A 22,162-nucleotide genomic window follows, 5' to 3' on the forward strand; every position below is an offset into this window, starting at 1 on the left:
AAATGTTCGATTCTTATTTATACTTTTTTCTATCACTACTATTCTATTTTTATCATGCTGCGTTGAAATATTCCTCCAGGATTAAGTCTATTTCAATCACTTCTGAATAATCATAATACTGATCTTTCCGCTCTTTTGGAATAACTTCTTCAATAAATGGTTCCAATACATCCAGACAGTCTTCTATGATTTCCTGCGTATCTCCATAGACATCTACGGATATGATTTCCTTAGCATGTCCCAATAAATGCGAAACACCTTTTGAATTAAAGCTATTCTTCAGCAAAATAGTTGCATAGGTATTTCTCAACTGGTGAAAATGAATATCAGGCAAATCCAAAGATTTCAACAAGTCTTTATAGTATTTCTGATGAAAACCTTTACTCCTTGGATTCCCATATGTAGAACAACAAATATAATTCCAGTCCCGGAACTCTTTTGGTCTGCGTCTGCGGTTCTTCTCATAAGTTTTCCGTTCTTCCAGAATTGCTTCAAATACATAATCCGGTATTGGAAGTTCACGCACACCTGCAGGTGTTTTTGTTTTAATTTCCTGCTTTGTCAGCATCTTAGGTTCACAGTCTTCTGCTTTACTATTTGGCTTCTTTCCCAACTGACGCTCTACTCTCAACGTCCTGTGAATGTAATCGACATCACTGTATTTCAAACCGTTGATTTCACTTCTTCTGAGCCCCATCAATACAGCAAATAAAATCTGCATATGAATCGGTGTTTCTTTACTTGCCTCAATCAACTGTAGCACCTGCGGAAGTGTCAATGTTTTCTTTTCGTCGATTTTCAGAACACGATACTCTGTCTTTTTTATTTTCTTCGGTAAATTGATTCCCTTCGCAGGATTAGTTGCCAATACATTTTTGTTAAATGCATACTCCAATGATGTTTTCATGATCGTCCTGACATTTTTCGCAACTGATTCGTACTTTTCTGCAACTGTATTATATAATTTTCTGATATACCCCTGATTCAGTGTAGACATATACATTTTTCCAAGCTGTGGAACGATATAATTCCTAATGCAATGCTAAACTTATCAGGTGTAACAGCAATGCTTTTTTTAACTGATGTAGATCATGCGAACTTTGAAAACACAAACAGGACACGGTAACTTAACCTCCAAATGGCTACCGTGTCCCTGCAAGTCGTCATTGGTTTGTGTAAACGCAAAGAAACGGCGGCTCTGATTTCTCAAAACCGCCGTTAGGGTAATAACTTAAAATGAGCGCGCAAAATCACCTGCCCCAGCCAGCGGTTTTTTTTCTTTCCCCGTAGTCGGGGCAGGTTCATGCGCTATGCAATTATTCTTCTTTAGCTTCTATCAAGCCGATATTTTTTGCTCTGCGTTCCACATAGCAGCATATTTTCCGCCTTTCGCAAGCAATTCCTCATGGGTTCCAGATTCAGCAATCCTGCCATCACCCATTACAAGGATTTGATCTGCATTTTTGACGATGGAAAGGGTATGAGCAATCATTACCACAGTCTTTTTCTCTTTTAATAGATTAGCGATGGCCTGCTTTACGGCAAGCTCATTTTCAATGTCAAGAGATGCTGTTGCTTCATCCAAGAGCAGGATGGGGCTGTTTTTCAGTATAGCGCGGGCTATTGAAATTCGCTGACGCTCACCGCCAGAGAGAAGATTTCCATTCTCGCCAGTCGGCGTATCGTATCCCTTTTCCATCTTACGGATGAAGCTGTCACAGTTAGCCTCCCGGCAGGCAGCCTCGATTTCCGTGTCCGTAGCATTAGGGCGAGCGTGTCGGATATTATCCCGGATGGTATCGTCAAAAAGAAATATGTCCTGGTCTACCATAGAAACTTGCTCCAGTACACGCTCTGCGGCAACATGGTTAATGGGTTTACCGCCAATAGAAATCGTCCCGCCCGTTGCTTCATAATATTTTGCAATCAGGTTCAAAATAGTAGATTTGCCGGAGCCAGAGTCTCCGATAATGGCCGTGAGCTTTTGATCTGGCACCGTAAAGGTGGCGTGTTTTAGTACCGGTTCACCGGGAACATATGCAAAATCTACATTGTCAAATGTGATTTCATGAGTAGCTGTGTGAAGCGGCTCCATGCTGCCAGTTTCCTCCGGCTCATTCATTACACTCAAGATTTTGTTTTTCGAGATCATCAGGTTCTTATAACTGGTGAGGTCTACAAAAATCGAGTTAGCCAGCTTTGCACAGAACAGGGGCAGCATACAAATCAAAAGGTAGTCCACCGTGTTCAGTGTCCCTGCGACCCAGGGTGCATAGGCTAGCAAGATAACCAGCGGGCAGGACAGCCAACTCAAAATACCAAAGACCGCACCAATAGGAAGCACTTTTGATTCGTACACAAAGCTGATCCGACAGAACTCCCGCATAGCGTTGATAACGGTTTTATTCTTCAAACCACCTACGCCATAGGCCCGGAAAGTTTGAATACCAGACACATACTCCACAATGCTGCTGACATTCTCTGCACAAATATCATTCTTTTCTTTACCATACTTCCGAACCATACGGAAGGAAAGCCACAGTCCAGGGATCAAAAGCAAGTCGGCAATCAGCAGGATAATTCCGGCAGGCACATAAATGGTCATCACAAAAATAATCAGCATGAGCGAAAGTGCAAAACTCTTTGCCATATCACCGATCTTATGGGTCAGAATTTTTTCATAGTTGTTTACATCGCTTGTGATGGTATTGATATAATCGCCGGTCTGTCCCTGGGTAAACCGGGAAAGCGGGATACGCTTCAAATGGTTGCCCATAAAGAGGCGGGTATTCTTGCTGACCTCTGCACCGCCGATCTGCGCTTTGGTATAGCCATAGCTGTAAATCAGGATACGAAGAAGAAAAACCACCGCGATCACACAGGTCAGAACCAGGACACGGTTCATGTCAAATTGTCCCGACCACAAAAACTGCATGACAGAGTAAAGCAGCATAAACAGGCTGCCGGAGAGAAGCCCTTCCAGAACAGTCCCACCAACGCCAATATAAAAATTACGGTTCTTTTTCAATACATCATGCTCACTCATGCTGCTCGCCTCCCTCCAACTGATAAGTAATATTCCGGGCTGTTTCGTAGTCCTCCCACGCCTTCCGATAGTAAGCATTGTTCTTTCGGACTTCCTCATGGGTTCCGACACAGGTAATTGTGTGATTTTCAACCACTGCTACACGCTCGCACATCTTCAACGCGCTCAAACGATGGGCTACCACAATGACAGTCTTTCCCTTACAGAGATTTTGAATGGCTTTGTCAATCTCCATCTGATTTTCCGGGTCAGAGGCGCTTGTGGCCTCGTCTAAGATCAAAATGGGGGCATTCTTCAGGATAGCGCGGGCAATGGCAATCCGCTGTTTTTCACCGCCGGAGAAGCGAGAGCCGAAGCTGCCCACCTTCGTGTCATATCCATCCGGCAAAGACATGATGAAATCATCAATCTGCGCCTCTTTTGCGGCGGTCCGTACTTTTTCCAGAGTGGCGTTACTGCCCATGCGGATATTTTCTAAAACGCTGTCACGGGTCAGGAAGGTCTTTTGGAACACAATGGCGACATTTTTTAGGATAGTATCATAATTGAGTTCCTTTACATTTTTCCCGCCAATCAGCACTTCGCCCTCCTGCACATCATAGAACCGGGAGATCAGCTCAATCACGGTACTTTTACCGGCACCAGACTGTCCCACAAGGGCCATGCGTTCACCATCTTTAATTTTGAGATTAACGCCTTGCAGTACATCGGTCTTGCCATCATAGGAAAACCGAACATTCCGAAGTTCAATATCGTGATTTTGGGGAAAGTCCGCTCCACCCTCATAAATTGGAATATCCAGTATCTCTTTGGTCTTAGTAACAGCGTTCAGCACATTGGCAAAATTAGTCCCCAGTTCCTGTAGGGGGCGTATTTCCGTCAGATACATGGAACCTACATAGACGAACAGCAAAAATGCGCTGGCAGCCAGTGAGCCTTTCAGGAAAAACATTCCGCCGATTGGAACCATCATCAACATCCCACATTCGATGATAACAACAAAGGCCGCATAAGGTGGCCCCATGCGCCGGGAAGTTTCATTCCACATGGCGTTTTCTTCCTGGATAGCGTCTGAAAACTTTTGAAACGATTTGCTCCCCATGTTATAGGCTTTAATCAATTTCATGCCGCTGATGTACTCAATCATAACCGAGTTCAGTGTGGTAATGGAGTGATTGGCCCGTTCCATCAGGTCATCCGTATTGCGGAACATCATCCCCATTACAACAACAGCAAGGATCAGCGGAACCAGGGAAATCAATGCCAGAGGAATATTGACGGTCATCAGATAAATAAAGATGACTACCGGCCCCACCAGATAGCACACAAGGTCAGGAAGGTTATGGGCCAGAAACAGCTCCAACTTTTCAATATCTTCATTCAGAACCGTTTTTATGTCCCCGGTGCGCCGTTCATTCAAGGCCCCTAAAGGCGCTCTGGCCATGTGTTCTGCAACCATGCAGCGCACTTTGAAAAGAGCGCCATAGGCCCCTTTGTGAGCTGCTACGCCGGAACAGCCAAACAGGGCAATGAAAATGACTTTTCCCATATCGGATAATCGTCGAATCAGTCCCGCCACCTGCGTCATACTGTCAAAGTCAAGACCGCTGGTCGGTTCATCAAATACAAGCAAGTCTTTCCCACAAATCATGCTGACAGCTACAGCTACTCGTTGCTTTTGACCGCCAGAAAGCGTGTTTGGATGGCGCTCCCGATATGGGGTAAGGCCTAATTCCTCCAAAGTTGCATTTACCAGTGTTTGATCTGGATTGCGTATACCAAAGGAGCACTCTGCCTCCACGCTGTCAGCGAAAAGTTCATAATTCACATCCTGCATAACCATGTAAGAGCGTTTCAGCCTTTCCTTACGCTCAATCGGCTCGCTTTCCCACAAAAATTGTCCATCGCAGTCTTTGTGAAGCCCACAGAGAGCGCGGGAAAATGTAGTCTTTCCAGCTCCGTTGTGGCCGACAACACCAATCACTTCGCCCTTTCCGGCGGATAGCTCAATGTCATGCAAAATTGTTTGCTTCTTGTAACGGAGCGTCACATTCCGCAGCTCCAATATAGGGGTAGGCGCAGGCAAGTGGGCTTTTTGCGGGAATACCGCCTGTAGATCAACAGCTCGCAGCCCCATGTGTTCACGATCAGGTTCAGATAGCTGCCAAAATTCTTCCGGGGTGTATATTCCTTTGATTTCTCCTTTTTCCAGATAAACAATTCGGTCAGCCAACTCCATCAGGTAGTACAGACGATGTTCCGCTATCAAAACTGTTTTGCCCTGTTTTTTTATCAGCCGCAAATGTTCCTTTAGTTCCTGGATCGAAGTCATATCCAGATTAGAGGATGGTTCATCCAATAGATAAATCTGTGGGTTCATGGCATAAACAGAAGCAAAGGCGATTTTCTGCTTTTCTCCGCCGGACAACTCAAAAATATTTCTGTTTCGCAGCTTTTGAATATGCAAATCTTCAGTTGTCTGCTCTACTCGCTCAGCCAATTTCTCAGGAGGGCGAGCTTCATTTTCAATTCCAAAGGCAATCTCACTGTCTGTATCAACATTGAAAAACTGCGTCCGTGGATTTTGGAAAACGGAGCCGACCTTAGCAGCAATCTGATACATAGGGATATTGCTGATTTCCTGACCATCTACCAGCACACGGCCATGAAGTTCCCCTTGATAAAATTGAGGAATTAAGCCGTTCACCAGCCGTGTGATCGTTGTCTTTCCGCACCCGCTGCGGCCACAGAACAGGACGCATTCTCCGTCCGAAATTTTCAAATTGATATCATGCAGCCCACCATGTTCCTGCCCCGTATAGGAAAACGATACATTTTCAAACTCAATCAACTGATCACACCTCCCCTTACACATAATTCAAAAATCAGATAAGCAACGGCAACGGCCATGACGCCCCAATCGGCAGCTCCGCATTTTATCTGGACAAGACAGGTGCGTGGATTGGGATTTTCAATTCCACGAGTGACAGAAGCAACAGAAAGATCATCCGCTGCTTTTGAAGCTGCCATTAACAAAGGCACATAAATACACTCAACCGTCATGCCCGGATGGGCTAAAAAGCCCGCTAGAGAAGGTGAAACATCTCTCATCCGCATAGCGTCCTTGATGTAGCGCCAGTCCTCTTGAATAGTTGGAATGTACCGCAGCATAACTGCCATAGGAATTACTAACTTTTTGGGTGCGTGGACACGATTCATAGCAGACAGGAACTCATTGACTTTTGTAGTAGTCAGAACAATCCCAGCCAAGATTCCGCACGCATAGACCTTATGAAACAATCCTAAAAAGGCAATAAACATTGTCCGCAGCGTGCCTGTCATTTCTGCCATGATCAAACTGTCAGGGCACAGATGACCGCATAAAAGCATACAGCCTTAATAACATATTTCCACTTTCCAAAGAAAGCCCCCAATATCGCAATCAGCATAACAAGGAAAAATTGATATGCAAGTGAGGGAGCAAACATGGACGATAAAACACACATAAGAATAAGAAAGAGCTTTGCCCGTGGGTCTAGCCAAAGCCCTTTCTTGTGGCGTTTACCGCTCATGCTGTAATACCTGCTTTTTCAAACTGCTTTTTCAGCATTTTGCAGCCTACAAAAGCGCTGATCGCAGATGTAATGATAACAGCAGCAAACATGGCAATCAGGATGCCGGTATTTGCAGTTGCCTGCATGGTGTCGATGTAGCTCTGTTCAGTTCCGTTTCCCAACATGGTCTGCGCCCAGCCGTTTGGGTCAACAAAGAACACGATATACGAACCAGTGCCGCCGAGAGAAAACAGTATATAAGACAGGCTGTTGAGTTTTTTGCTTTTGTACTGCCCTGCACCAGCAACAAAGTCCGCGACAATCGCCATGATCATGTAGCCCAATGCAAAAGCCCAGTGCATACCAGTCACGAACCAAATAATACCCATGATAACGCCCATTATAGAAAGGCTCCAACGCTTATGCACTTTTGCAATCAGCAAAAGATAAATGGGGCCAGCAAGCAGCCCACCTCCTGCTGGCATGAAAAAAGTAAGTACAGGATTCGTTGCAAAAAAGACACCGCCCACCAATACAAAAACAAATAACAGTGCAGTAAAAATACCTGTTGTTACAAGGTCTTTCACTGTCAGACCTTTGTTCATAGAATTTACTTGATTACTCATTTTGACCTCCTACCTTTCATTGTCTTGACTCGACAAGTGGTTTGTGATATTCTTCGGTTAGATAGCTCTAATCTTCGCCTAATACAATACGCATTTATCGGACAACATTCAATAGGTTCCGGCGATGTTCGTCTGTTCCTTTCAAAAGTTCGTCTAATCGTTGCAAAAAGGAGGCGGTCTGTTTTCATGTCTGAAATTATTGACCAGTTTTATACACCGCTACTGATTGAACACGGTTTTATCCGTGACCCAGACAACCAGCAATATGGGGCATTAGGTGACTGCTGGAAACTTTCTCCCGAAGTTGGAGAAGGCACCTACTGGACTTATGGACAGAAAGACTTATATGATATTAAAATCCATAACTTTTCCTTCCACGAAGATTTCATGTTGGAATGCTCCATGCCGGAATGTCTGAGTATCACTCGGTATGACTCTATTTCCGGGGAGGAATTATCTCCATACCGTAGGCTGTCTGCCGGTTGTATCAAAACATTTATTGGAGGCTACGCTCCATACAAGGCTTTGATACATAAAAATATTCCAATCCGTTCGGTTGGGATTGAGATTGCACCGGCATATTATGAGGACTACCTGAAAAAACTGTACCCGGAGGCACAGATCAATCCTGTGGATGCATTTCGGAAGATCGACCAAACTTCCGACTTTCCAGAAATGTCACGGTTACTCACAGAAATCAAAGACTATCGCGGGGAAGGGATTGCAGCAAAACTTTTTTATGAGGGTAAAGTCGCAGAAGCTGTTTCAATGGTGGTGGAATATCAGAAGAAACATCCTGATAAACCAGCCCATAAGCTCTCTCAACAGGATATTGAAAATCTCCAAATAGTTGCCGCTTATCTTAGCGACCACTATGCTTTTGATATTCCTCTGGAGCGGCTAACACAGATTGCCTGTATGGGAACGACAAAGCTCAAAAGCTGTTTTAAGAAATACTACGACTGCACCATCACGGAATATGTTCAACAGCGGCGCATGAGCCAAGCAGAATATCTGCTGGCATATACAGAGCTAACAGTCGGACAAGTTGCCCAAACAGTAGGCTATTCCACTTCAAGCCGATTTGCAGAATTATTCCGTAAAAGCACTGGATTGTTGCCATTAGAGTACAGAAAAAACGCACAGCGAAAATAAAATGAGTGCCAGAGGAAACTCTGGCACTCGTGAAATTTTTCACCCACATCCTTGCCACATTTGATTAGGTGTAGAACATCTACGAAATGTGCCATCAAATATTCCTCTATACGTTGCGGTTGTCACCAAGATAGTGGAAGTTCATCTGAATAAGAGTTTTTATCTACATAATCAGCATAATCATACCTCTCAACAAGCACAATAAGGTTATTCCTTTGTGTAAAACGGAACGATACAATATTTTTGAGGTGAACGATTATGCCGATTGATGATTTAACTGCTTTAGGGCAGAAAATGCGGAAAGCCCGAAAGAATAAAGAGCTGACACAACAGGAGCTTGCGGATCTGAGCCATGTTTCTGTAAAGCAAATCGCCAATATCGAAAAGGGGAAAATGAATCCTTCTTATTTGATTTTGAGAGCATTGGCAAAGGTCCTTCACATCTCTTTAGATACGCTTATAAATCCAGATATTTCTCTGGAGGATGAAGGTGTCAATCAGATGAAAATGCTTTATTCCAGCTGTCCGCCAGAAATGCGTGACACCCTGTTACATCACACTCAAGAAACGGCGAAAGAACTGACAGAATTGTCCGAGAAATTTAAAACGAATTGAGCCAGTAAGTGAAGTTTAACGATTCTCTCACTGGTTCTTTTCGTTTTTAAAAAGGCGATTTACTTTTATAAATATCTCCACTATCATTCCAAACAACATTTTTCTCTAATATGCCGGAACACCATATCCATAGATGTTACTGCTTTCAATACTATAACTCCGTCTTGCCACTTTATCTCCACTGTTACCTTCGATAGTATTTACGGTTCCACCACTGACACTCTCTACAATTCCAACGTGATCAATCGTTCCATTATTTCCCCAGTCAAAGAAAATAATATCTCCTGCCGCCGAGGTATAACTGCTGTCCCGGAACCTGCCCTTACTTTCAAACCATCTGACACCGTCCGAACAAAGAGAAAATTTGGGAATGACTCCACTCTGGATATAACCGCTCTGGTCTGCACACTATGACACAAAGCAGGCACACCACTCTACCCGGCTTCCAAATCCATACCAGCTCCAGTAAGTTGTTCCGCCTTTTCCTTCCTGCGATGCTGCTACCTGAACGATTGCCTGATTACCGATGCCTGTCGGGATTCTTCCAAATGCATAATACTGAAGCACATGTGGCACATACTGCTTGTCCCCGTAACTGCTCCACCCCATTCTCTGCGCCATCATATCGGAAAATTCTGCTGCATTGGCAAGGGTATATCCACCTCTGGCTTTCGCCCATTCCAGATATCCATTTCCATAATTGTAACTTTGCAATGCCAGTTTAATATTTTCCATATCCAAAGGATTTTTTACTCCTGCACGTTTCAGACAGCTTTTTATCTCCTGCACTCCGCAAGAAATCGAATACTCTGGATCTGTGATTCCATTTGGCTGTCTGGGATATTTTATATTAAAGCTCCCTTTTGTAGCTTCCATCAATGCTTTTATCGCATGTGTTACCGCTTTTGCTGTCGTTTTCACTACAATCCTGGTATTCTGTGCTGTCTGTCTTGCTGCCTGCACTGCTTTTTCTGCCTTTTTCATGGAATAATGCATTGCCTGGACAGAAGCATTTACTGTCTGCTCTGATGTCTTAATACTGGTCTTTGCTGTCTGTTCTGCAGTCTTGACCGCTTTTCCAGAAGTCTTGATGGTACCTTTTCCGGTATTCTTTACTACCTGTTCCGATGCTCTACCGGTCTTGATGGTTCTTTTATCCCGTTCAATGGTCTTGATTTTTTTGACAGCAAGTTCTTTTCCCTGCTCCTGTGCCGTTTCTCCGCCTGAAGGCGGTACTGGTCGGATTTGTTCTTTCGGCTGGTAAACTGGTTCTTCGCTCGTCGAAGAACCAGAAGCCTTATCTTTCTTCTTTTCAATCAGTTTCCCTGCTTCTCTGCGTATCTGATGTCCTGTTTTGTGAAAAATACGGTCCGCATACTCGCTGGCCGTATCTTCTGCATACCCCACTGAATTATTCTCTCTGTCATTGGAAGTCTCCACAGATTGTAAGTTGTATATGTGTCGTCTGTTATTCGGGGACGCATAATATCTTCCAGCCAGAAGATCATAAACTCCTCTACCCGGATTTTTCCATACACAATATAGGTTCCGGTATGTAGCTGTCCGATTACTTCATCACGAAATGCATTAGCTTCTCTTTTGGTTGTGAATCCCGCATGTTGCCCATATCCATTTTTGATTGTTGTCACCGAATAGACCTTATATTCTACATATTTCTTAAAGTCAAAGGTCTTATGCATGGCTATCCCTCCGTTCCGTTTTGTTGTGGTACAAACGTATTATTTACAAACGCAATAATCTTATCCTGCTCGTCCATAATCTCACAATAATATTCGTAAGTCGTATGAACGGAACTATGACCTAACAGACCAGATATTTTAAACAATGGAACTCCAAGCTCAATTAAAATGGTCGCAAACATATGTCTGAGTCCATGTACGGTGATATTTGGCAATCCATTTCTGTTACAGATTTTCGTAAGTGCCTGATTCATTGCCGTTAATGATCGGGGTGCGCCATTTTCCTGACAACATACATAATCAAAATTCTTGTATTCTATGCCTGAATCAGTTTTTCGTAATTCAATCAACTGCTGTCTGCGTTTTACTTCCTGCATCACCACTTTTGGCACTCTCAATATCCGGTAGCTATTCTCAGTCTTTGGATTCCTTTCAATAACAGCATATTCCGTAACCGTAAATTCTTTTTCTTTCAGTTTCAGGTTTCCAACAAGCTGTCTGCTAATTCTGACGGTCTGTTTTTCAAAATCAAAATCCTGAAATTTCAATCCAAGAATTTCTCCTTTTCGTAATCCACAAAACAGTCTCAGTAAAATTTCCAGATACCAAGGATTCTTGCTCGCAGCTTCAAGAAAAACCTTCAATTTTTCTTTGCCTAATACCCTTACCTTTGGTTTTGCTCTCGGATATGGCTTTGTCTCAGGCATTGGATTATAGCTTATGAACTTATCTCCTGCTGCATCTTTCATGGCGATGCTCAAAAGCTCCCGCCCTTTATTTCCCGCTGAAGGACAGATTTTCGCGACACGTTCCAGTAGAGCATCTAAATACTCTACTGAAATGTATTTTAATTTGATATCCGCTTCCATACTCGGAAGAATCAGATTATATAAGGTATGTGAGCTTTGAAAAAGCAAACGAGACACGGCAAAATAACCTCCAATCGGCTACCGTGTCCCTGCAAGTCGTCATTGGTTTGTGTAAACGCAAAGAAACGGCGGCTCTGGAAATCAAAGCCGCCGCTTCATAGGCGCGTGAAAATGTGTCTGCTTTACGACGGCTTTTTTTCTTTTGCCGTCGCGCGGCAGAGTATTATTCAATATTTAATTCAATGTTTCCAGTGAAATTCTCACATTCAATGCCAATATAATTTCCACCATCAGGAAGTGTAATTGTGTCACTATAAGTTCCGGTTGCTTCAATCAACGTGACTGCTTCATCAGATCCAGAAATCCAAAATACTTTTGCAGTACCTTCCGTAATCTCCAAGGTGCAGTCAATGGACAGCTCCTTACCGGCTTCTCTCTTTATGGAAGTTCCTCCGAACAAATACTCTGTACCTGAAAAGTTCGCATAATCAGCCGTATAAGTCCCTGTATAATCATCAATTCCTTTTTCTTTTTCCCCTTGCAGTGACGATTTCCCTGTCAGTTCTATGGAGCCCGCAGATTGAACAATGTTATTGTAATGATTGAGAATTTCATCTTTTGAACAGCCAGCAAGCATGAAACTTCCCACAAGGACGAATGTTAATGCTAAAACTATTTTCTTCATAAAATCATCACCAGCCTTTCTTTGGAGCTACCTTTTTGGCCTTTTTCTTTGTTTGGGTTGCTTCTTGTTCTTTCATGCACAAAATCAAGATGGCAGAAATAACGACAGCAAGCGCAAGACTGCAAGAACAGGTTCCGATATTCCAATTGACTGCGGTATCATAGCTACGGTAGCCTACCATTCCAAGACTTGCGGTAATCGGATAAAGGTTTGCTAATGTCATATTTCCTGCGGCAAACATCCCTCCATATCCATAGACAAAAGCAATGATTACACCGACTAAAAAGCTGCCTGCCCTCCGACAAGTAAGAGCGATAATCGGCAGAACCGCAAGATATAAAAAGAAATTAACCGCAGTAATCTGCAAGGCTGCTTTTAGAGCTAAGAAAATCTCAAAGCCGGGAAATCCCACAATCATTTCTGCTATGATTGTAAACAGACTGCATATCAGCCCGAAAATAATAGACAATACGCCGCACACAATCAATTTTCCGGTCAACAGTTTCTTAAAAGAGATCGGCCCAGTCAGAATATTTTTCAATGTGTCATCCGTCTGCTCACGAGAAATCATATATCCAGCAATTAGGCTGATACACATCGGAAAAATCATGGACATATTGTTTTTGATGACCTGTTCTGTAAGATAGGCAAAATCCCAAACGGAACCATCATTTGCCATAGAGGTAAACAAAGTCAGCAGGACGGATAGGAGCATGAGTGCAACGCCCGCCCAAAGGATATGATACCTTTTCAATTTATAAAATTCTGTTTTTACAATGCGAACCATGTTTATTCCCCCCTCTGCTTATATAATCTGTCAATCAGTAAGAACGAAACGAATGCCATAATCCCAAGAATGAATACAACTTGAAATGTTGAGGGAATTAGCCCTGTCATTTGCTCTAAGTCCATTTTTATTCCATGAGCCGCCATATCTCCTGCACTCCAAAATGTAGTCAGTGGCGTGGGCAGAAGCCATAACATAGTTTTAGGCAGTGTGTCAAACAATGCCGTAGGCAGTTACAATTTTCCCCACGGGTAGCTCCAGGTTGTGCAGGCGCAGATTGTGGTCGTCCTGTATGGAGAAATGGTTTTCATGGAAATTGCGTTCCAAAATTCTTGCCGCCTGTGCAGTATCAGAGAGCGTAAACCGGATATGTTTACTGCTTTTTTGCTCCAGCTCAGCAAGGCTTTCTTCTTCCAGCAATGCACCGTGGTCAATAATTCCAATATCGTCAGCCAGCAAGGAAATCTCCGAAAGAATGTGACTGGAAATCAAAATTGTTTTTCCTCTTGTGTCGCAAAGCTCACGGATAAAGGATCGCACTTCTGCAATACCGATGGGATCGAGACCGTTGATCGGCTCATCCAAAATCAAAAGCTCCGGATCGTGCATGACTGCAAGGGCAATCGCCAACCGCTGCTTCATGCCAAGAGAGTATTGCAAAAACAGCTTTTTATCCTTGTAAGGCAGCCCGACCAAATCCAGAGCGTCTTTGATGGCATGATTGTTTGGTACTCCACGCAGGGTAGCAAAGATACGCAGGTTCTCCGTACCGGTCAGATTGGGATAAAAACCGGGGGACTCAATCAGGCTTCCGATGCGGGGCAACAGCTTCTTTTCATTCCCTTGCAAAGACTTTCCCCAGATTTTGATCTCCCCGGAAGTCGGCTTCGTTAAACCCAACAGCATTTTCATAGTTGTGGTTTTTCCGGCTCCGTTTCTACCCAACAGACCATAAATTCTCCCACGCTTGACATGGATATTTAAGTCAGCCACACTCTTTTGTGAGCCGTATTGCTTTGTCAGATTTTTTGTTTCAATGATATAATTTGTATCCATATTCAAAACCTCCTGTTCTGTAAGGTATTCTATCATGCCAACCTTGCATTAACCTTGCCGCAACCTTGCATTAACCTTGCAATTTGAAATTCGGCTAAAATGACAAGAGTTCCCGCCGTAAGGACGGGAACCCGCTTAAATCTCCAAAGGAAAAAGCAACATAAATTCAGTTCCTTTTTCCGGCAAACTTTCAACTGTTATACTCCCACCCATCTTTTCTACAAGCTGATGGGCAATAGAAAGACCAAGTCCGCTGCCTTTTTCAGAGCGTCCTTTATCACACTTATAAAGCCGTTCAAATATGTGTTTCAAATCTTCTTTCTCAATTCCCACTCCATTATCCGCCAGCAGCAGCTCCATGCTGTTTTCCTTCTTCGACAGGGAAATTTTAATTTTGTCTGCATGGCTATGAGCGATTACATTTTGAATAAGGTTATTGACAATCCTCATATAGCTGTCCATATCCAATCTTACCCGGACAGGCTGTTCAGGAATATCAATGTCATAATCAACCTGTTTATCCTCAAAAATCGGTATCCAGTCGATCAGAATATTTCTTGTCAGCTCTGCGGCCTCAACGCTCTGGATCTCCAAAGCAAACTCGTTGGAATTTAACTTGAACCAGTCAAAGAGTACATCGATATATTCTTTCAGATCATGAGCTTTCCGGCGGGCGGTTTCAATATAATCATCCCGGTCTTTTCCTGTAACCAATCCTTTGTGTGCAGCGTCAAGATACCCAATCAGAGTAGTAAGGGGCGTTCGCACATCATGAGAAAGGCTCGTCATAAGCTGGCGGTTGGTTTCCTCTGTCTGCCGTACAATCGAAAGTCTGCTTTCATAGGACACAACGATCTCATTGATTTCATAGGCAAGAGGCGCAGTCAGTTCATTTGTTGCAGACAGAATACGACGGTTGCCATTTCCGTTTTTCACATCAACCAGCACATCGGTCATTTCTGCTATTTGTTTTTTTACACGCCGAACGAGAACGATGGAAGTCAATACAGCCCCAACAGCAATCACAATGGACAAGAATACAATGATTTCCATACTGACTACACCTCCTTATTAAACCGGTAGCCAATCCCTTTGACCGTTTGTATATACTTTGGGCTTGAAGGATTGACTTCTAATTTTTTACGAAGTCGGCTGATAATCGCCATAATGTTACTGTCATCATAGAAATATTCTTCGCCCCATACTTCCTCATAAATCTGCTGTTTGGTCAAAATTTTCCCTTGATGTTTTGCACAGTACAGGAGCAAATCAAATTCCTTTGGGGGCAGTTCAAAAGTGCCGTTTGATGTAGTAACAGAACGATTTTCAAGGTCAATCTGCAATCCGTCAAAATTTAGCTTTTGTATGGCTCCAGCTTGCTGATTAAAGCGAGTGTAACGGCGAATAAGAGACGCAATACGGGCAATCAGTTCATCCATATCAAACGGTTTTGTAAGATAATCGTCCGCTCCGGCCCGTAAGCCCCGTACTTTAGAAATGCTGTCATTTTTAGATGTGAACATCAAAATCGGCAGACTGTTCTCTTTGCGGATTTCTTCCAGCGTTTCAAAGCCATCCATACCAGGCATCATCACATCCAGTACCACAAGCTGATACTCCTGCTCTCTTAATTTTTGTAAGCCCTCTTTTCCGGTATTACAAAAATCAGCTTCTATGTTTTCTGCTTGTACGCTACGTTTAATCAAAGCGCACAGTTCTCTGTCATCATCTATAATCAGGATTTTATTCATGGTGCAACCCCTTCCCTTGTTTTGTCCTTCCGTCAATCGGCTTTTCTGCGTTCTTTGGGATCAGCCAAACACCAGCCATCTTTACAGCGCCGGGGATACGCCCAGCAGCGCAATAGTAATTTACTCTACGAGGTGTCACGCCCCATTTTTCGGCGGCCTCTTTTAGTGTCATATAATCCATTATGCACCTCCACAGAGTACATTATAGTTCTTTGTCTCGAACAATACAAGTTTATCACCAATCGCAGCTTTATATAATCGGCATAATCGTACAGCTTGTCAGGCATAATAAGGTCATTCCATCATATAAACCGGAACGATACAATATTATTGAGGTGAACGATTATGCCGATTGATGATTTAACTGCTTTAGGGCAGAAAATGCGGAAAGCCCGAAAGAATAAAGAGCTGACACAGCAGGAACTTTCTGATCTGAGCCATGTTTCTGTAAAGCAAATCGCCAATATTGAAAAGGGAAAAATGAATCCTTCCTATTTGATTTTGAGAGCATTGGCAAAGGTCCTGCACATCTCTTTAGATACGCTTATAAATCCAGATATTTCTCTGGAGGATGAAGGTACCAATCAGATGAAAATGCTTTTTTCATTCATACCCTGTTGTTATTTAATCTTCATCGCCCCAGTAATCTATTGATTCCTGTGTTCTTGTTGAAATTCCGAATAGCTTATACATAAAATCTTCTCTTTCATCAAACATTTCAACAACAATTTTTTTTTCTGATTCAATTCTATAAAAAACATAATTGTGACTAACATATAAATAGCGATAATCGCATTCTATATTATACATTGCAGATACGGCAATTCCCTTTTTTTCAAACTTCTCCAGACCTCTCACCGCATCTGTTATCTTTTTCACTGATTTTCTGGAAACTTCAGCGCCAAAATCCTGTACCAAATCTACTTTTAGCTGATTCAGTTTTTTCCTTACAATCTGTGAATATTCTATTTTTTTCAATACAATTATACCCCCAGTTCTGCTTCCAGATCATCTGCTGATATCGTTCCTTCTTCTCGAATAGACACTTCTGCTTCGTTTAGTTTGCTCATTAGTGTATAAAGTGCTTTCTGTTTATCTAATTCGTCCAGCTCTTTCATATCTATAATTGCACACTGTCCATGTCCATTTCTTGTAAGATAAACTCTATTACCATAGGTGACTTCATTGATTACTGTTGTATAATTTCTTAAATCCGAAATAGGTTTAATATTTGGCATAGTCTTTCCTCCTCGAAAAATTGCTTACCTCTTCTCTACTTCTATATTATACCCTTTCGCTGTGAATCATTCAACTTATTCGCAGTGAAATTTACAGCAATTTTATTTTTTACAATCCCATCATTTCCCGAACCACTCGGTCTGACATCTTCACTGCTCCGACCAGTACAAGCATGTTAAAAATCAATTCTCCTATATAGCTCCACACCATGGTCACTGCTGCTGCATCTGGATCGACTACTGGCGGTGATGATGCAAATAGTGAAAAAATAATGCAGGCAAGCACCACGATTGCTCCCTCCAAACGCACTGCTGCATAAGACTTTAAGAAACTTCTTCCAATATTCTGGCTCGGCTCTCCTGCAAAGGAAGATAATGGAATCGGTGCAATCGCTGTATAAAGATACAGTCGAAAAAATCTTCCATATACACTCATAATCATAATGAAGCTCAATACCGTAATGAACAGTCCACCGATCAGTGTCACCGCCCATAGTGGGATACTTTCAAAAAATCCACAATCTTCTATGAGGCAGTTGCCAGTATGCCTTATAATGCAAACACTGAACTTATTATTACTGAGACTGCAAATGAACTCATTTCGTTAGTTGACACATTAGAAAGACTTAGGATAGAGATGAATCGTATAGCATCACAACTCCCAGAATATCCCGTTGTATTATCACTTCATGGTGTTGGCACAACATTGGGACCTCAACTCATTGCTGAAATTGGAGATGTTCGCCGTTTTCATAACCGCAAAGCTCTAATTGCATATGCTGGAATTGATTCATCTCCTTATCAATCTGGCACCATTGACATCAAAAGCCGTGGCATCTCCAAACGAGGATCTGCTACATTACGAAAAACACTGTTTACTGTAATGGATTGTATTCTTCGACATAAGCACACTGATGAACCCGTGTATCAGTTTCTTGATAAAAAGCGGGCAGAAGGAAAACACTATTATGTCTACATGATTGCTGGTTGCAATAAATTTTTGCGTATCTACTATGCAAAAGTTAGTGAATATCTGAATTCACTTGAAAAATAACTCTATTTATAAATCCTTTTTAGACTGGCTTATTCAGGCAGTCTATTTTTCATACCCCAAAATACTTTAAATAATTTTTGACTTTCCACTTGACAAATCTTAGCAGGTCTTGCTGTTCGGCTATACATTTCCCACTACCTGGGCATGTTCGGGACTTACACCCGTTAGAGCGCGCCCATGGCGCGCAAACAAAGAAACGGCGGCTCTGAAAATCAAAGCCGCCGCTTCATAGGCGCATGGAAATGTGTCTGCTGGACGACGGCTTTTTTTCTTTTGCCGTCGCCCGGCAGTTTAATAACTATTTAATATCAATTTATAGTTGGCATCACTATAAGAACTTTCATTTCGTTGAGCATTTAGTTCAAATCCTTAGTTTCTACATTGTAAATCGAGAGAAATGCAAAAATTAAGGAAAGTACCATAAGTACAACAGGAAGAATGGCATTATCCGCCAAAGAAAAATCGCCCACATTAGCCTGTGTCAAAAAGATCAGCAGAAATGATGATACGATGGTAGCTTTTGAGGACTTCATAGCCATACCAATAAACAAGGCGATAAAACTCATGGTTACAATGACAACAGACTTTAAGAGTAACTGAATATAGAACCCCATACTTGCCATGTTGTAGTCCAGTGGGAATGAGGAAACCATGAATTGTGAACCAAGTAAAATGCAGCTGTAAATCAATAGTTTTGTCAGCACCAGAGCCACGAAATTGAAAATCCATACAGCTAACATTTGAGAAATGAGAATTTTCTGTCGCTTAATTGGATACGAAAACATTAAGTTCATGGTTTTGTTTTTATAGGCGCTCACAATGTATGTGGACAACATGACACTGGTAAACACCAGAAAAGCCATGCTTGTAAACAGCTCGATAGAGGAAGAAATCGCACTGTTACCCGGCGCCGCATCAGGAACACCCGTATCAGGATCATTGGCAATTCCCAAATAGCAAAGGGCAAATATGAACAGGCAGATCAGAGCCGACATGATAACCACATTGCGAATGTACTTGCCTACATTATTCTTTTTCCATTCCAGCCTAATGAGTTTAAGCATGATATTTCACCTCCCCGGTCAGCTTCAAGAAGTAGTCCTCCAGCGTTTCAGATTTCTTTCCAATGCTCACAACTTCGACATCATTCAAAGCCAGTATTTTCGTCAACTGCTGGGTAGACGCTGCATGGTCATATATGCGAATTTTACCACTGTCAAGAATCTTAAAATTTTGCAGACCCAACTTTTCAGTCAAGACATAGGCAGCCCGCTTTTCATCCGTGACAGAAAGCTCCACATAATTGAGGTTCATTTCCTCAATATCTTGCATACGAATTTCTTTCATCATTTTTCCGCGATGGATAATACCAATTGTATCCGCAATACTCTCCACTTCAGATAAAATGTGACTTGAAATCATAACGGTAATGCCGTACTCCGAACAAAGTGTTTTTAATAAATCACGGATCTGTTTCATCCCTGCTGGATCAAGGCCGTTTGTGGGTTCGTCGAGAATAAGCAGTTCTGGCTTGCACATAATGGCTCTTGCAATTCCGAGGCGTTCTTTCATGCCGAGGGAATAGCTCTTGACCGGCTGATCGGCGGCTGCGGCCAAGTCCAACATTTGCAGCGCACTCTCAACACTGTCAACATTGTAATAGCCCATATACTCACAATGAAGCTGTAAATTCTCACGCCCGGTCATGTGGTCATAAAAGGTTGGGAACTCGATGATACTTCCCATTCTTTTTAAGACTTCATAGGACTTTGGCGTCAATACCTCTCCAAACACCTCAATAGTCCCACTGGTAGGTTTCCAAAGGTTAGTAATCATCTTCATCACTGTGGTTTTACCAGCTCCGTTAGGACCAAGAAAACCATAAATTTCCCCTTTGGGAATATGAATATTAATATCAGTGACAAGTGCCTTACTACCGATCTTTTTAGAAAGACCACTTGTTTGTAAAATAAATGGCATTGTCTTGCCCTCCTTTCTACTGACATTATAGAAAGTTCGATTTTCAAAACTCTTGAATAATTCTTACAAATTTCTTTCTTGAAAAAATGACCTATGTTTTAATAGGCCATTTTCTTGAGCGTAATAGTGAAAACCGTTTTCTGGTGCGGATGACTTTCTAAAGTAATATCGCCACCGAGTTGCAAGGCAAGATTTTTCGCAATCGTCAGTCCAAGACCATTTCCCTGCATAGCACTATTTCTGGAATCTTCCATCATAAACAGCCGATCAAAAACCGAATCGGCAAATTCTTTTTCAATTCCACGGCCCCTGTCCACAATGTCTATATAGATATGTGCCTGATCTGCCCGCAGAAACATACCTAAATATTTTCCATCGCCGCCATAGCGAATTGCATTGGAAATTAAATTGAACATTATTCTTTGTAACGCATCTTTATTGGCATTTGCATACAACGCTTGATCGGGTATGTCGAGTTCAACTTGAAAGTCTTTTTGTGAAAGGAGTTCATAGAAATCCAAAATATTTTCCCGGCAGGCTTCGTTCACATTCAAACGCTTCAATGGCATATCTGTATCGCCAGCCTCTAATTTAGCAAGCGTAAAGAATTGTGTAATCAATCCCATTACCCGCTGGGCAGTGCTTTCTACCTTTTGCAACATTTCATTGCTTTGGGTTCCGTTCAAACGCATAATCTCCAAATAGCCAAGAATCACTGTCATGGGAGTTTTAATGTCGTGGGAAATGTTAGATAACATCTTTTTGGATGCCATTTCAGCCCGCCGATACTCAACTTTTACTTTTTGCCGATCTTCCAACATTCGATTGATTTGTGTTGCAAGCTCTATCAGTGCCTTATTATCGGTAAAGACTGTCACTTTTTCGTCGCTGTCGGTGTCAAGAAGTTCTTTCAATTTGCTGCTGATCTCATGTATTTTTGCTTTTGTTCCGTTATGGAATACAAACTGCTGGTACACAATGATACAGATTAAAATCATAATACAGAGGGTTAGTAAAAAGATAATTGTCGCATTGCTCATTTCTGTTCTCCCAGCTTATAGCCAATTCCCCATACAGTTATAACAACTTGCGGCTTTCGTGGATCATCCTCAATTTTCGTTCGTAAACGGCTGATGTGAACATTGACGGCATTTTCATCCCCCATATAGGCATCATTCCAAATTAAAGAATAGATTTGAGCCTTTGTGTAGACCCTTTGTGGGTTTTCCAGAAGCAGCCGTAAAATATCAAATTCTTTTGCGGTCAGTTCGATAATCTCGCCTGATTTTGTGACGGTGTGATTTTCCAAGTTCATAACCAATGGGCCCCACACAAGTTTCGTTTGCTCTGGCTGTACGGCAGCATATTCGGTATTTCTCCGTATGTTTGCTTTAATACGCGCCATAACCTCTGTTATGGAAAACGGTTTTGTAATATAATCATCCGCACCGAGGCCCAAACCTAAAGTTTTGTCGGAATCCGAATCCTTTGCAGAAATGATGATAATTGGCACCGTACTTTTTTGACGAATATACTTCATTACATTCATACCTGTAATTTTGGGAATCATCAAATCCAACAAGACGATACTATAAGAACCAATGTCGAAAGCCTCACATGCCTTTTGACCATCGGTAGCGCAGACAACTTCAAAATTTTCTGCTATAAGATAGCTACATAACATTTCACTTATTTCTATATCATCTTCAATTAAGAGAATCTTCATTATTCTTTTTTCCTTCCTTTCTGCGCCTATCAATCGGCTTCTCCGCAGTTTTAGGGAGCAGCCAAACACCGGCCATTTTCACAGCACCGGGGATACGCCCACCAGCACAATAATTCTATATCCGTTTCCCACTGATTAAATAAATTCATTTGTTTATCACGGTGAACTACCCATTGTCTAAAGCCAATGGGCTTCCTGCTTCGCAGACCTCGTAACCTACTATCTCCACAGGCGTTAATTCGGACAGTCCCTGTCCTATATTGTTATTCCTTTTATGCTATTTGTCTTAATCCTTCTTCCAGTATATTCTTTGCCGCATT

19 protein-coding genes and 7 pseudogenes are annotated in these 22,162 nt (G+C 42.3%); 4 read left to right on the top strand and 22 right to left on the bottom strand.

Annotation, left to right across the window (positions count from 1 at the left end; translation table 11 throughout):
* Positions 1–52: 52 nt before the first annotated feature.
* The 5 genes and pseudogenes from G593_RS0116110 to G593_RS0116135 form a co-directional block, all read right to left on the bottom strand.
* A complete protein-coding gene (locus tag G593_RS0116110; protein ID WP_242827120.1) occupies positions 53–997 on the bottom strand; it encodes a site-specific integrase in 945 nt (314 codons plus the stop codon).
* Between the two features lie 339 nt (positions 998–1,336).
* Positions 1,337–3,046 (bottom strand): ABC transporter ATP-binding protein, encoded by a 1,710-nt coding sequence (locus G593_RS0116115; RefSeq protein ID WP_029732356.1) that lies wholly within the window; start codon positions 3,044–3,046, stop codon positions 1,337–1,339.
* The gene (locus tag G593_RS20565; protein WP_049946508.1) at positions 3,039–5,897 is read right to left on the bottom strand and encodes an energy-coupling factor transporter ATPase; all 2,859 of its coding nucleotides are present in this window, start codon (positions 5,895–5,897) and stop codon (positions 3,039–3,041) included. The genes G593_RS0116115 and G593_RS20565 overlap by 8 nt, the downstream gene beginning before the upstream one ends.
* Positions 5,894–6,618: pseudogene (locus G593_RS18825) on the bottom strand (energy-coupling factor transporter transmembrane component T). The gene G593_RS20565 and the pseudogene G593_RS18825 overlap by 4 nt, the downstream one beginning before the upstream one ends.
* Positions 6,615–7,226: an MptD family putative ECF transporter S component gene (locus G593_RS0116135; protein ID WP_009203546.1), complete on the bottom strand. Its 612-nt coding sequence runs from the start codon at positions 7,224–7,226 to the stop codon at positions 6,615–6,617. The pseudogene G593_RS18825 and the gene G593_RS0116135 overlap by 4 nt, the downstream one beginning before the upstream one ends.
* Positions 7,227–7,412: 186 nt before the next feature.
* Between G593_RS0116135 and G593_RS0116140 the strand changes: the two genes are divergently transcribed.
* Together G593_RS0116140 and G593_RS0116145 are read left to right on the top strand one after the other, a co-directional pair.
* Positions 7,413–8,381: an AraC family transcriptional regulator gene (locus tag G593_RS0116140; protein WP_015513384.1), complete on the top strand. Its 969-nt coding sequence runs from the start codon at positions 7,413–7,415 to the stop codon at positions 8,379–8,381.
* A gap of 258 nt (positions 8,382–8,639) precedes the next feature.
* Positions 8,640–8,996 (top strand): helix-turn-helix domain-containing protein, encoded by a 357-nt coding sequence (locus G593_RS0116145; protein WP_029732358.1) that lies wholly within the window; start codon positions 8,640–8,642, stop codon positions 8,994–8,996.
* Between the two features lie 105 nt (positions 8,997–9,101).
* On the opposite strand, the pseudogene G593_RS20355 reads toward G593_RS0116145, so the two are convergent.
* The 9 genes and pseudogenes from G593_RS20355 to G593_RS0116190 all read right to left on the bottom strand — a co-directional run.
* Positions 9,102–10,445: pseudogene (locus G593_RS20355) on the bottom strand (lysozyme family protein); the annotation flags it as partial.
* A 253-nt stretch (positions 10,446–10,698) separates the two neighbouring features.
* Positions 10,699–11,622 (bottom strand): site-specific integrase, encoded by a 924-nt coding sequence (locus G593_RS0116155; protein ID WP_044994671.1) that lies wholly within the window; start codon positions 11,620–11,622, stop codon positions 10,699–10,701.
* Positions 11,623–11,788: 166 nt separating this feature from the next.
* The gene (locus G593_RS0116160; RefSeq protein ID WP_029732360.1) at positions 11,789–12,250 is read right to left on the bottom strand and encodes a hypothetical protein; all 462 of its coding nucleotides are present in this window, start codon (positions 12,248–12,250) and stop codon (positions 11,789–11,791) included.
* Between the two features lie 7 nt (positions 12,251–12,257).
* Positions 12,258–13,037 (bottom strand): ABC transporter permease, encoded by a 780-nt coding sequence (locus G593_RS0116165; protein WP_029732361.1) that lies wholly within the window; start codon positions 13,035–13,037, stop codon positions 12,258–12,260.
* Positions 13,038–13,039: 2 nt separating this feature from the next.
* A pseudogene (locus G593_RS20995) lies at positions 13,040–13,264 on the bottom strand (ABC transporter permease); the annotation flags it as partial.
* A pseudogene (locus G593_RS0116175) lies at positions 13,263–14,093 on the bottom strand (ABC transporter ATP-binding protein); the annotation flags it as partial. The pseudogenes G593_RS20995 and G593_RS0116175, both read right to left, overlap by 2 nt.
* 135 nt (positions 14,094–14,228) lie before the next feature.
* Positions 14,229–15,146: a sensor histidine kinase gene (locus G593_RS0116180; protein WP_029732363.1), complete on the bottom strand. Its 918-nt coding sequence runs from the start codon at positions 15,144–15,146 to the stop codon at positions 14,229–14,231.
* A gap of 5 nt (positions 15,147–15,151) precedes the next feature.
* A complete protein-coding gene (locus G593_RS0116185; protein ID WP_008705950.1) occupies positions 15,152–15,844 on the bottom strand; it encodes a response regulator transcription factor in 693 nt (230 codons plus the stop codon).
* Positions 15,837–16,025, bottom strand: a complete 189-nt coding sequence (locus G593_RS0116190; RefSeq protein ID WP_002596317.1) for a helix-turn-helix domain-containing protein — start codon at positions 16,023–16,025, stop codon at positions 15,837–15,839. The genes G593_RS0116185 and G593_RS0116190 overlap by 8 nt, the downstream gene beginning before the upstream one ends.
* A 164-nt stretch (positions 16,026–16,189) precedes the next feature.
* Here G593_RS0116190 and G593_RS0116195 point away from each other — a divergent pair, with 164 nt between their 5' ends.
* Positions 16,190–16,498, top strand: a complete 309-nt coding sequence (locus G593_RS0116195; RefSeq protein ID WP_005341677.1) for a helix-turn-helix domain-containing protein — start codon at positions 16,190–16,192, stop codon at positions 16,496–16,498.
* Here G593_RS0116195 and G593_RS0116200 read toward each other — a convergent pair.
* From G593_RS0116200 to G593_RS0116210, 3 genes and pseudogenes are all read right to left on the bottom strand, one after another.
* The gene (locus G593_RS0116200; protein WP_029732365.1) at positions 16,469–16,822 is read right to left on the bottom strand and encodes a type II toxin-antitoxin system RelE/ParE family toxin; all 354 of its coding nucleotides are present in this window, start codon (positions 16,820–16,822) and stop codon (positions 16,469–16,471) included. The two genes, G593_RS0116195 and G593_RS0116200, sit on opposite strands and share 30 nt — an antisense overlap.
* Positions 16,823–16,827: 5 nt before the next feature.
* Positions 16,828–17,082 (bottom strand): prevent-host-death protein, encoded by a 255-nt coding sequence (locus G593_RS0116205; RefSeq protein ID WP_029732366.1) that lies wholly within the window; start codon positions 17,080–17,082, stop codon positions 16,828–16,830.
* Between the two features lie 109 nt (positions 17,083–17,191).
* Positions 17,192–17,611, bottom strand: a pseudogene (locus tag G593_RS0116210) (hypothetical protein); the annotation flags it as partial.
* 120 nt (positions 17,612–17,731) lie between these two features.
* On the opposite strand from G593_RS0116210, the pseudogene G593_RS0116215 reads away from it, so the two are divergent.
* A pseudogene (locus G593_RS0116215) lies at positions 17,732–18,136 on the top strand (transposase); the annotation flags it as partial.
* Between the two features lie 356 nt (positions 18,137–18,492).
* Here the strand turns inward: G593_RS0116215 and G593_RS0116220 are convergent.
* The 5 genes and pseudogenes from G593_RS0116220 to G593_RS19800 all read right to left on the bottom strand — a co-directional run.
* Positions 18,493–19,200: an ABC transporter permease gene (locus G593_RS0116220; protein WP_029732369.1), complete on the bottom strand. Its 708-nt coding sequence runs from the start codon at positions 19,198–19,200 to the stop codon at positions 18,493–18,495.
* Positions 19,193–20,116: an ABC transporter ATP-binding protein gene (locus tag G593_RS0116225; protein ID WP_029732370.1), complete on the bottom strand. Its 924-nt coding sequence runs from the start codon at positions 20,114–20,116 to the stop codon at positions 19,193–19,195. The genes G593_RS0116220 and G593_RS0116225 overlap by 8 nt, the downstream gene beginning before the upstream one ends.
* Before the next feature lie 98 nt (positions 20,117–20,214).
* Positions 20,215–21,156, bottom strand: a complete 942-nt coding sequence (locus G593_RS0116230) for a HAMP domain-containing histidine kinase (RefSeq protein ID WP_029732371.1) — start codon at positions 21,154–21,156, stop codon at positions 20,215–20,217.
* A complete protein-coding gene (locus G593_RS0116235; RefSeq protein WP_028088182.1) occupies positions 21,153–21,842 on the bottom strand; it encodes a response regulator transcription factor in 690 nt (229 codons plus the stop codon). The genes G593_RS0116230 and G593_RS0116235 overlap by 4 nt, the downstream gene beginning before the upstream one ends.
* Positions 21,823–21,954 (bottom strand): annotated as a pseudogene (locus tag G593_RS19800) (DNA-binding protein); the annotation flags it as partial. The pseudogene G593_RS19800 and the gene G593_RS0116235, both read right to left, overlap by 20 nt.
* Positions 21,955–22,162: the final 208 nt, after the last annotated feature.

Source organism: Dorea sp. AGR2135, assembly GCF_000420885.1.
Classification (GTDB): domain Bacteria; phylum Bacillota; class Clostridia; order Lachnospirales; family Lachnospiraceae; genus Dorea; species Dorea formicigenerans.

Bases quoted from the DNA above. Each gene is read 5' to 3' on its own strand.
- G593_RS0116110 (WP_242827120.1), bottom strand. From the start codon at position 997: ATGTCTACACTGAATCAGGGGTATATCAGAAAATTATATAATACAGTT.
- G593_RS0116115 (WP_029732356.1), bottom strand. From the start codon at position 3,046: ATGAGTGAGCATGATGTATTGAAAAAGAACCGTAATTTTTATATTGGC.
- G593_RS0116135 (WP_009203546.1), bottom strand. From the start codon at position 7,226: ATGAGTAATCAAGTAAATTCTATGAACAAAGGTCTGACAGTGAAAGAC.
- G593_RS0116140 (WP_015513384.1), top strand. From the start codon at position 7,413: ATGTCTGAAATTATTGACCAGTTTTATACACCGCTACTGATTGAACAC.
- G593_RS0116145 (WP_029732358.1), top strand. From the start codon at position 8,640: ATGCCGATTGATGATTTAACTGCTTTAGGGCAGAAAATGCGGAAAGCC.
- G593_RS0116160 (WP_029732360.1), bottom strand. From the start codon at position 12,250: ATGAAGAAAATAGTTTTAGCATTAACATTCGTCCTTGTGGGAAGTTTC.
- G593_RS0116165 (WP_029732361.1), bottom strand. From the start codon at position 13,037: ATGGTTCGCATTGTAAAAACAGAATTTTATAAATTGAAAAGGTATCAT.
- G593_RS0116180 (WP_029732363.1), bottom strand. From the start codon at position 15,146: ATGGAAATCATTGTATTCTTGTCCATTGTGATTGCTGTTGGGGCTGTA.
- G593_RS0116185 (WP_008705950.1), bottom strand. From the start codon at position 15,844: ATGAATAAAATCCTGATTATAGATGATGACAGAGAACTGTGCGCTTTG.
- G593_RS0116190 (WP_002596317.1), bottom strand. From the start codon at position 16,025: ATGGATTATATGACACTAAAAGAGGCCGCCGAAAAATGGGGCGTGACA.
- G593_RS0116195 (WP_005341677.1), top strand. From the start codon at position 16,190: ATGCCGATTGATGATTTAACTGCTTTAGGGCAGAAAATGCGGAAAGCC.
- G593_RS0116205 (WP_029732366.1), bottom strand. From the start codon at position 17,082: ATGCCAAATATTAAACCTATTTCGGATTTAAGAAATTATACAACAGTA.
- G593_RS0116220 (WP_029732369.1), bottom strand. From the start codon at position 19,200: ATGCTTAAACTCATTAGGCTGGAATGGAAAAAGAATAATGTAGGCAAG.
- G593_RS0116225 (WP_029732370.1), bottom strand. From the start codon at position 20,116: ATGCCATTTATTTTACAAACAAGTGGTCTTTCTAAAAAGATCGGTAGT.
- G593_RS0116230 (WP_029732371.1), bottom strand. From the start codon at position 21,156: ATGAGCAATGCGACAATTATCTTTTTACTAACCCTCTGTATTATGATT.
- G593_RS0116235 (WP_028088182.1), bottom strand. From the start codon at position 21,842: ATGAAGATTCTCTTAATTGAAGATGATATAGAAATAAGTGAAATGTTA.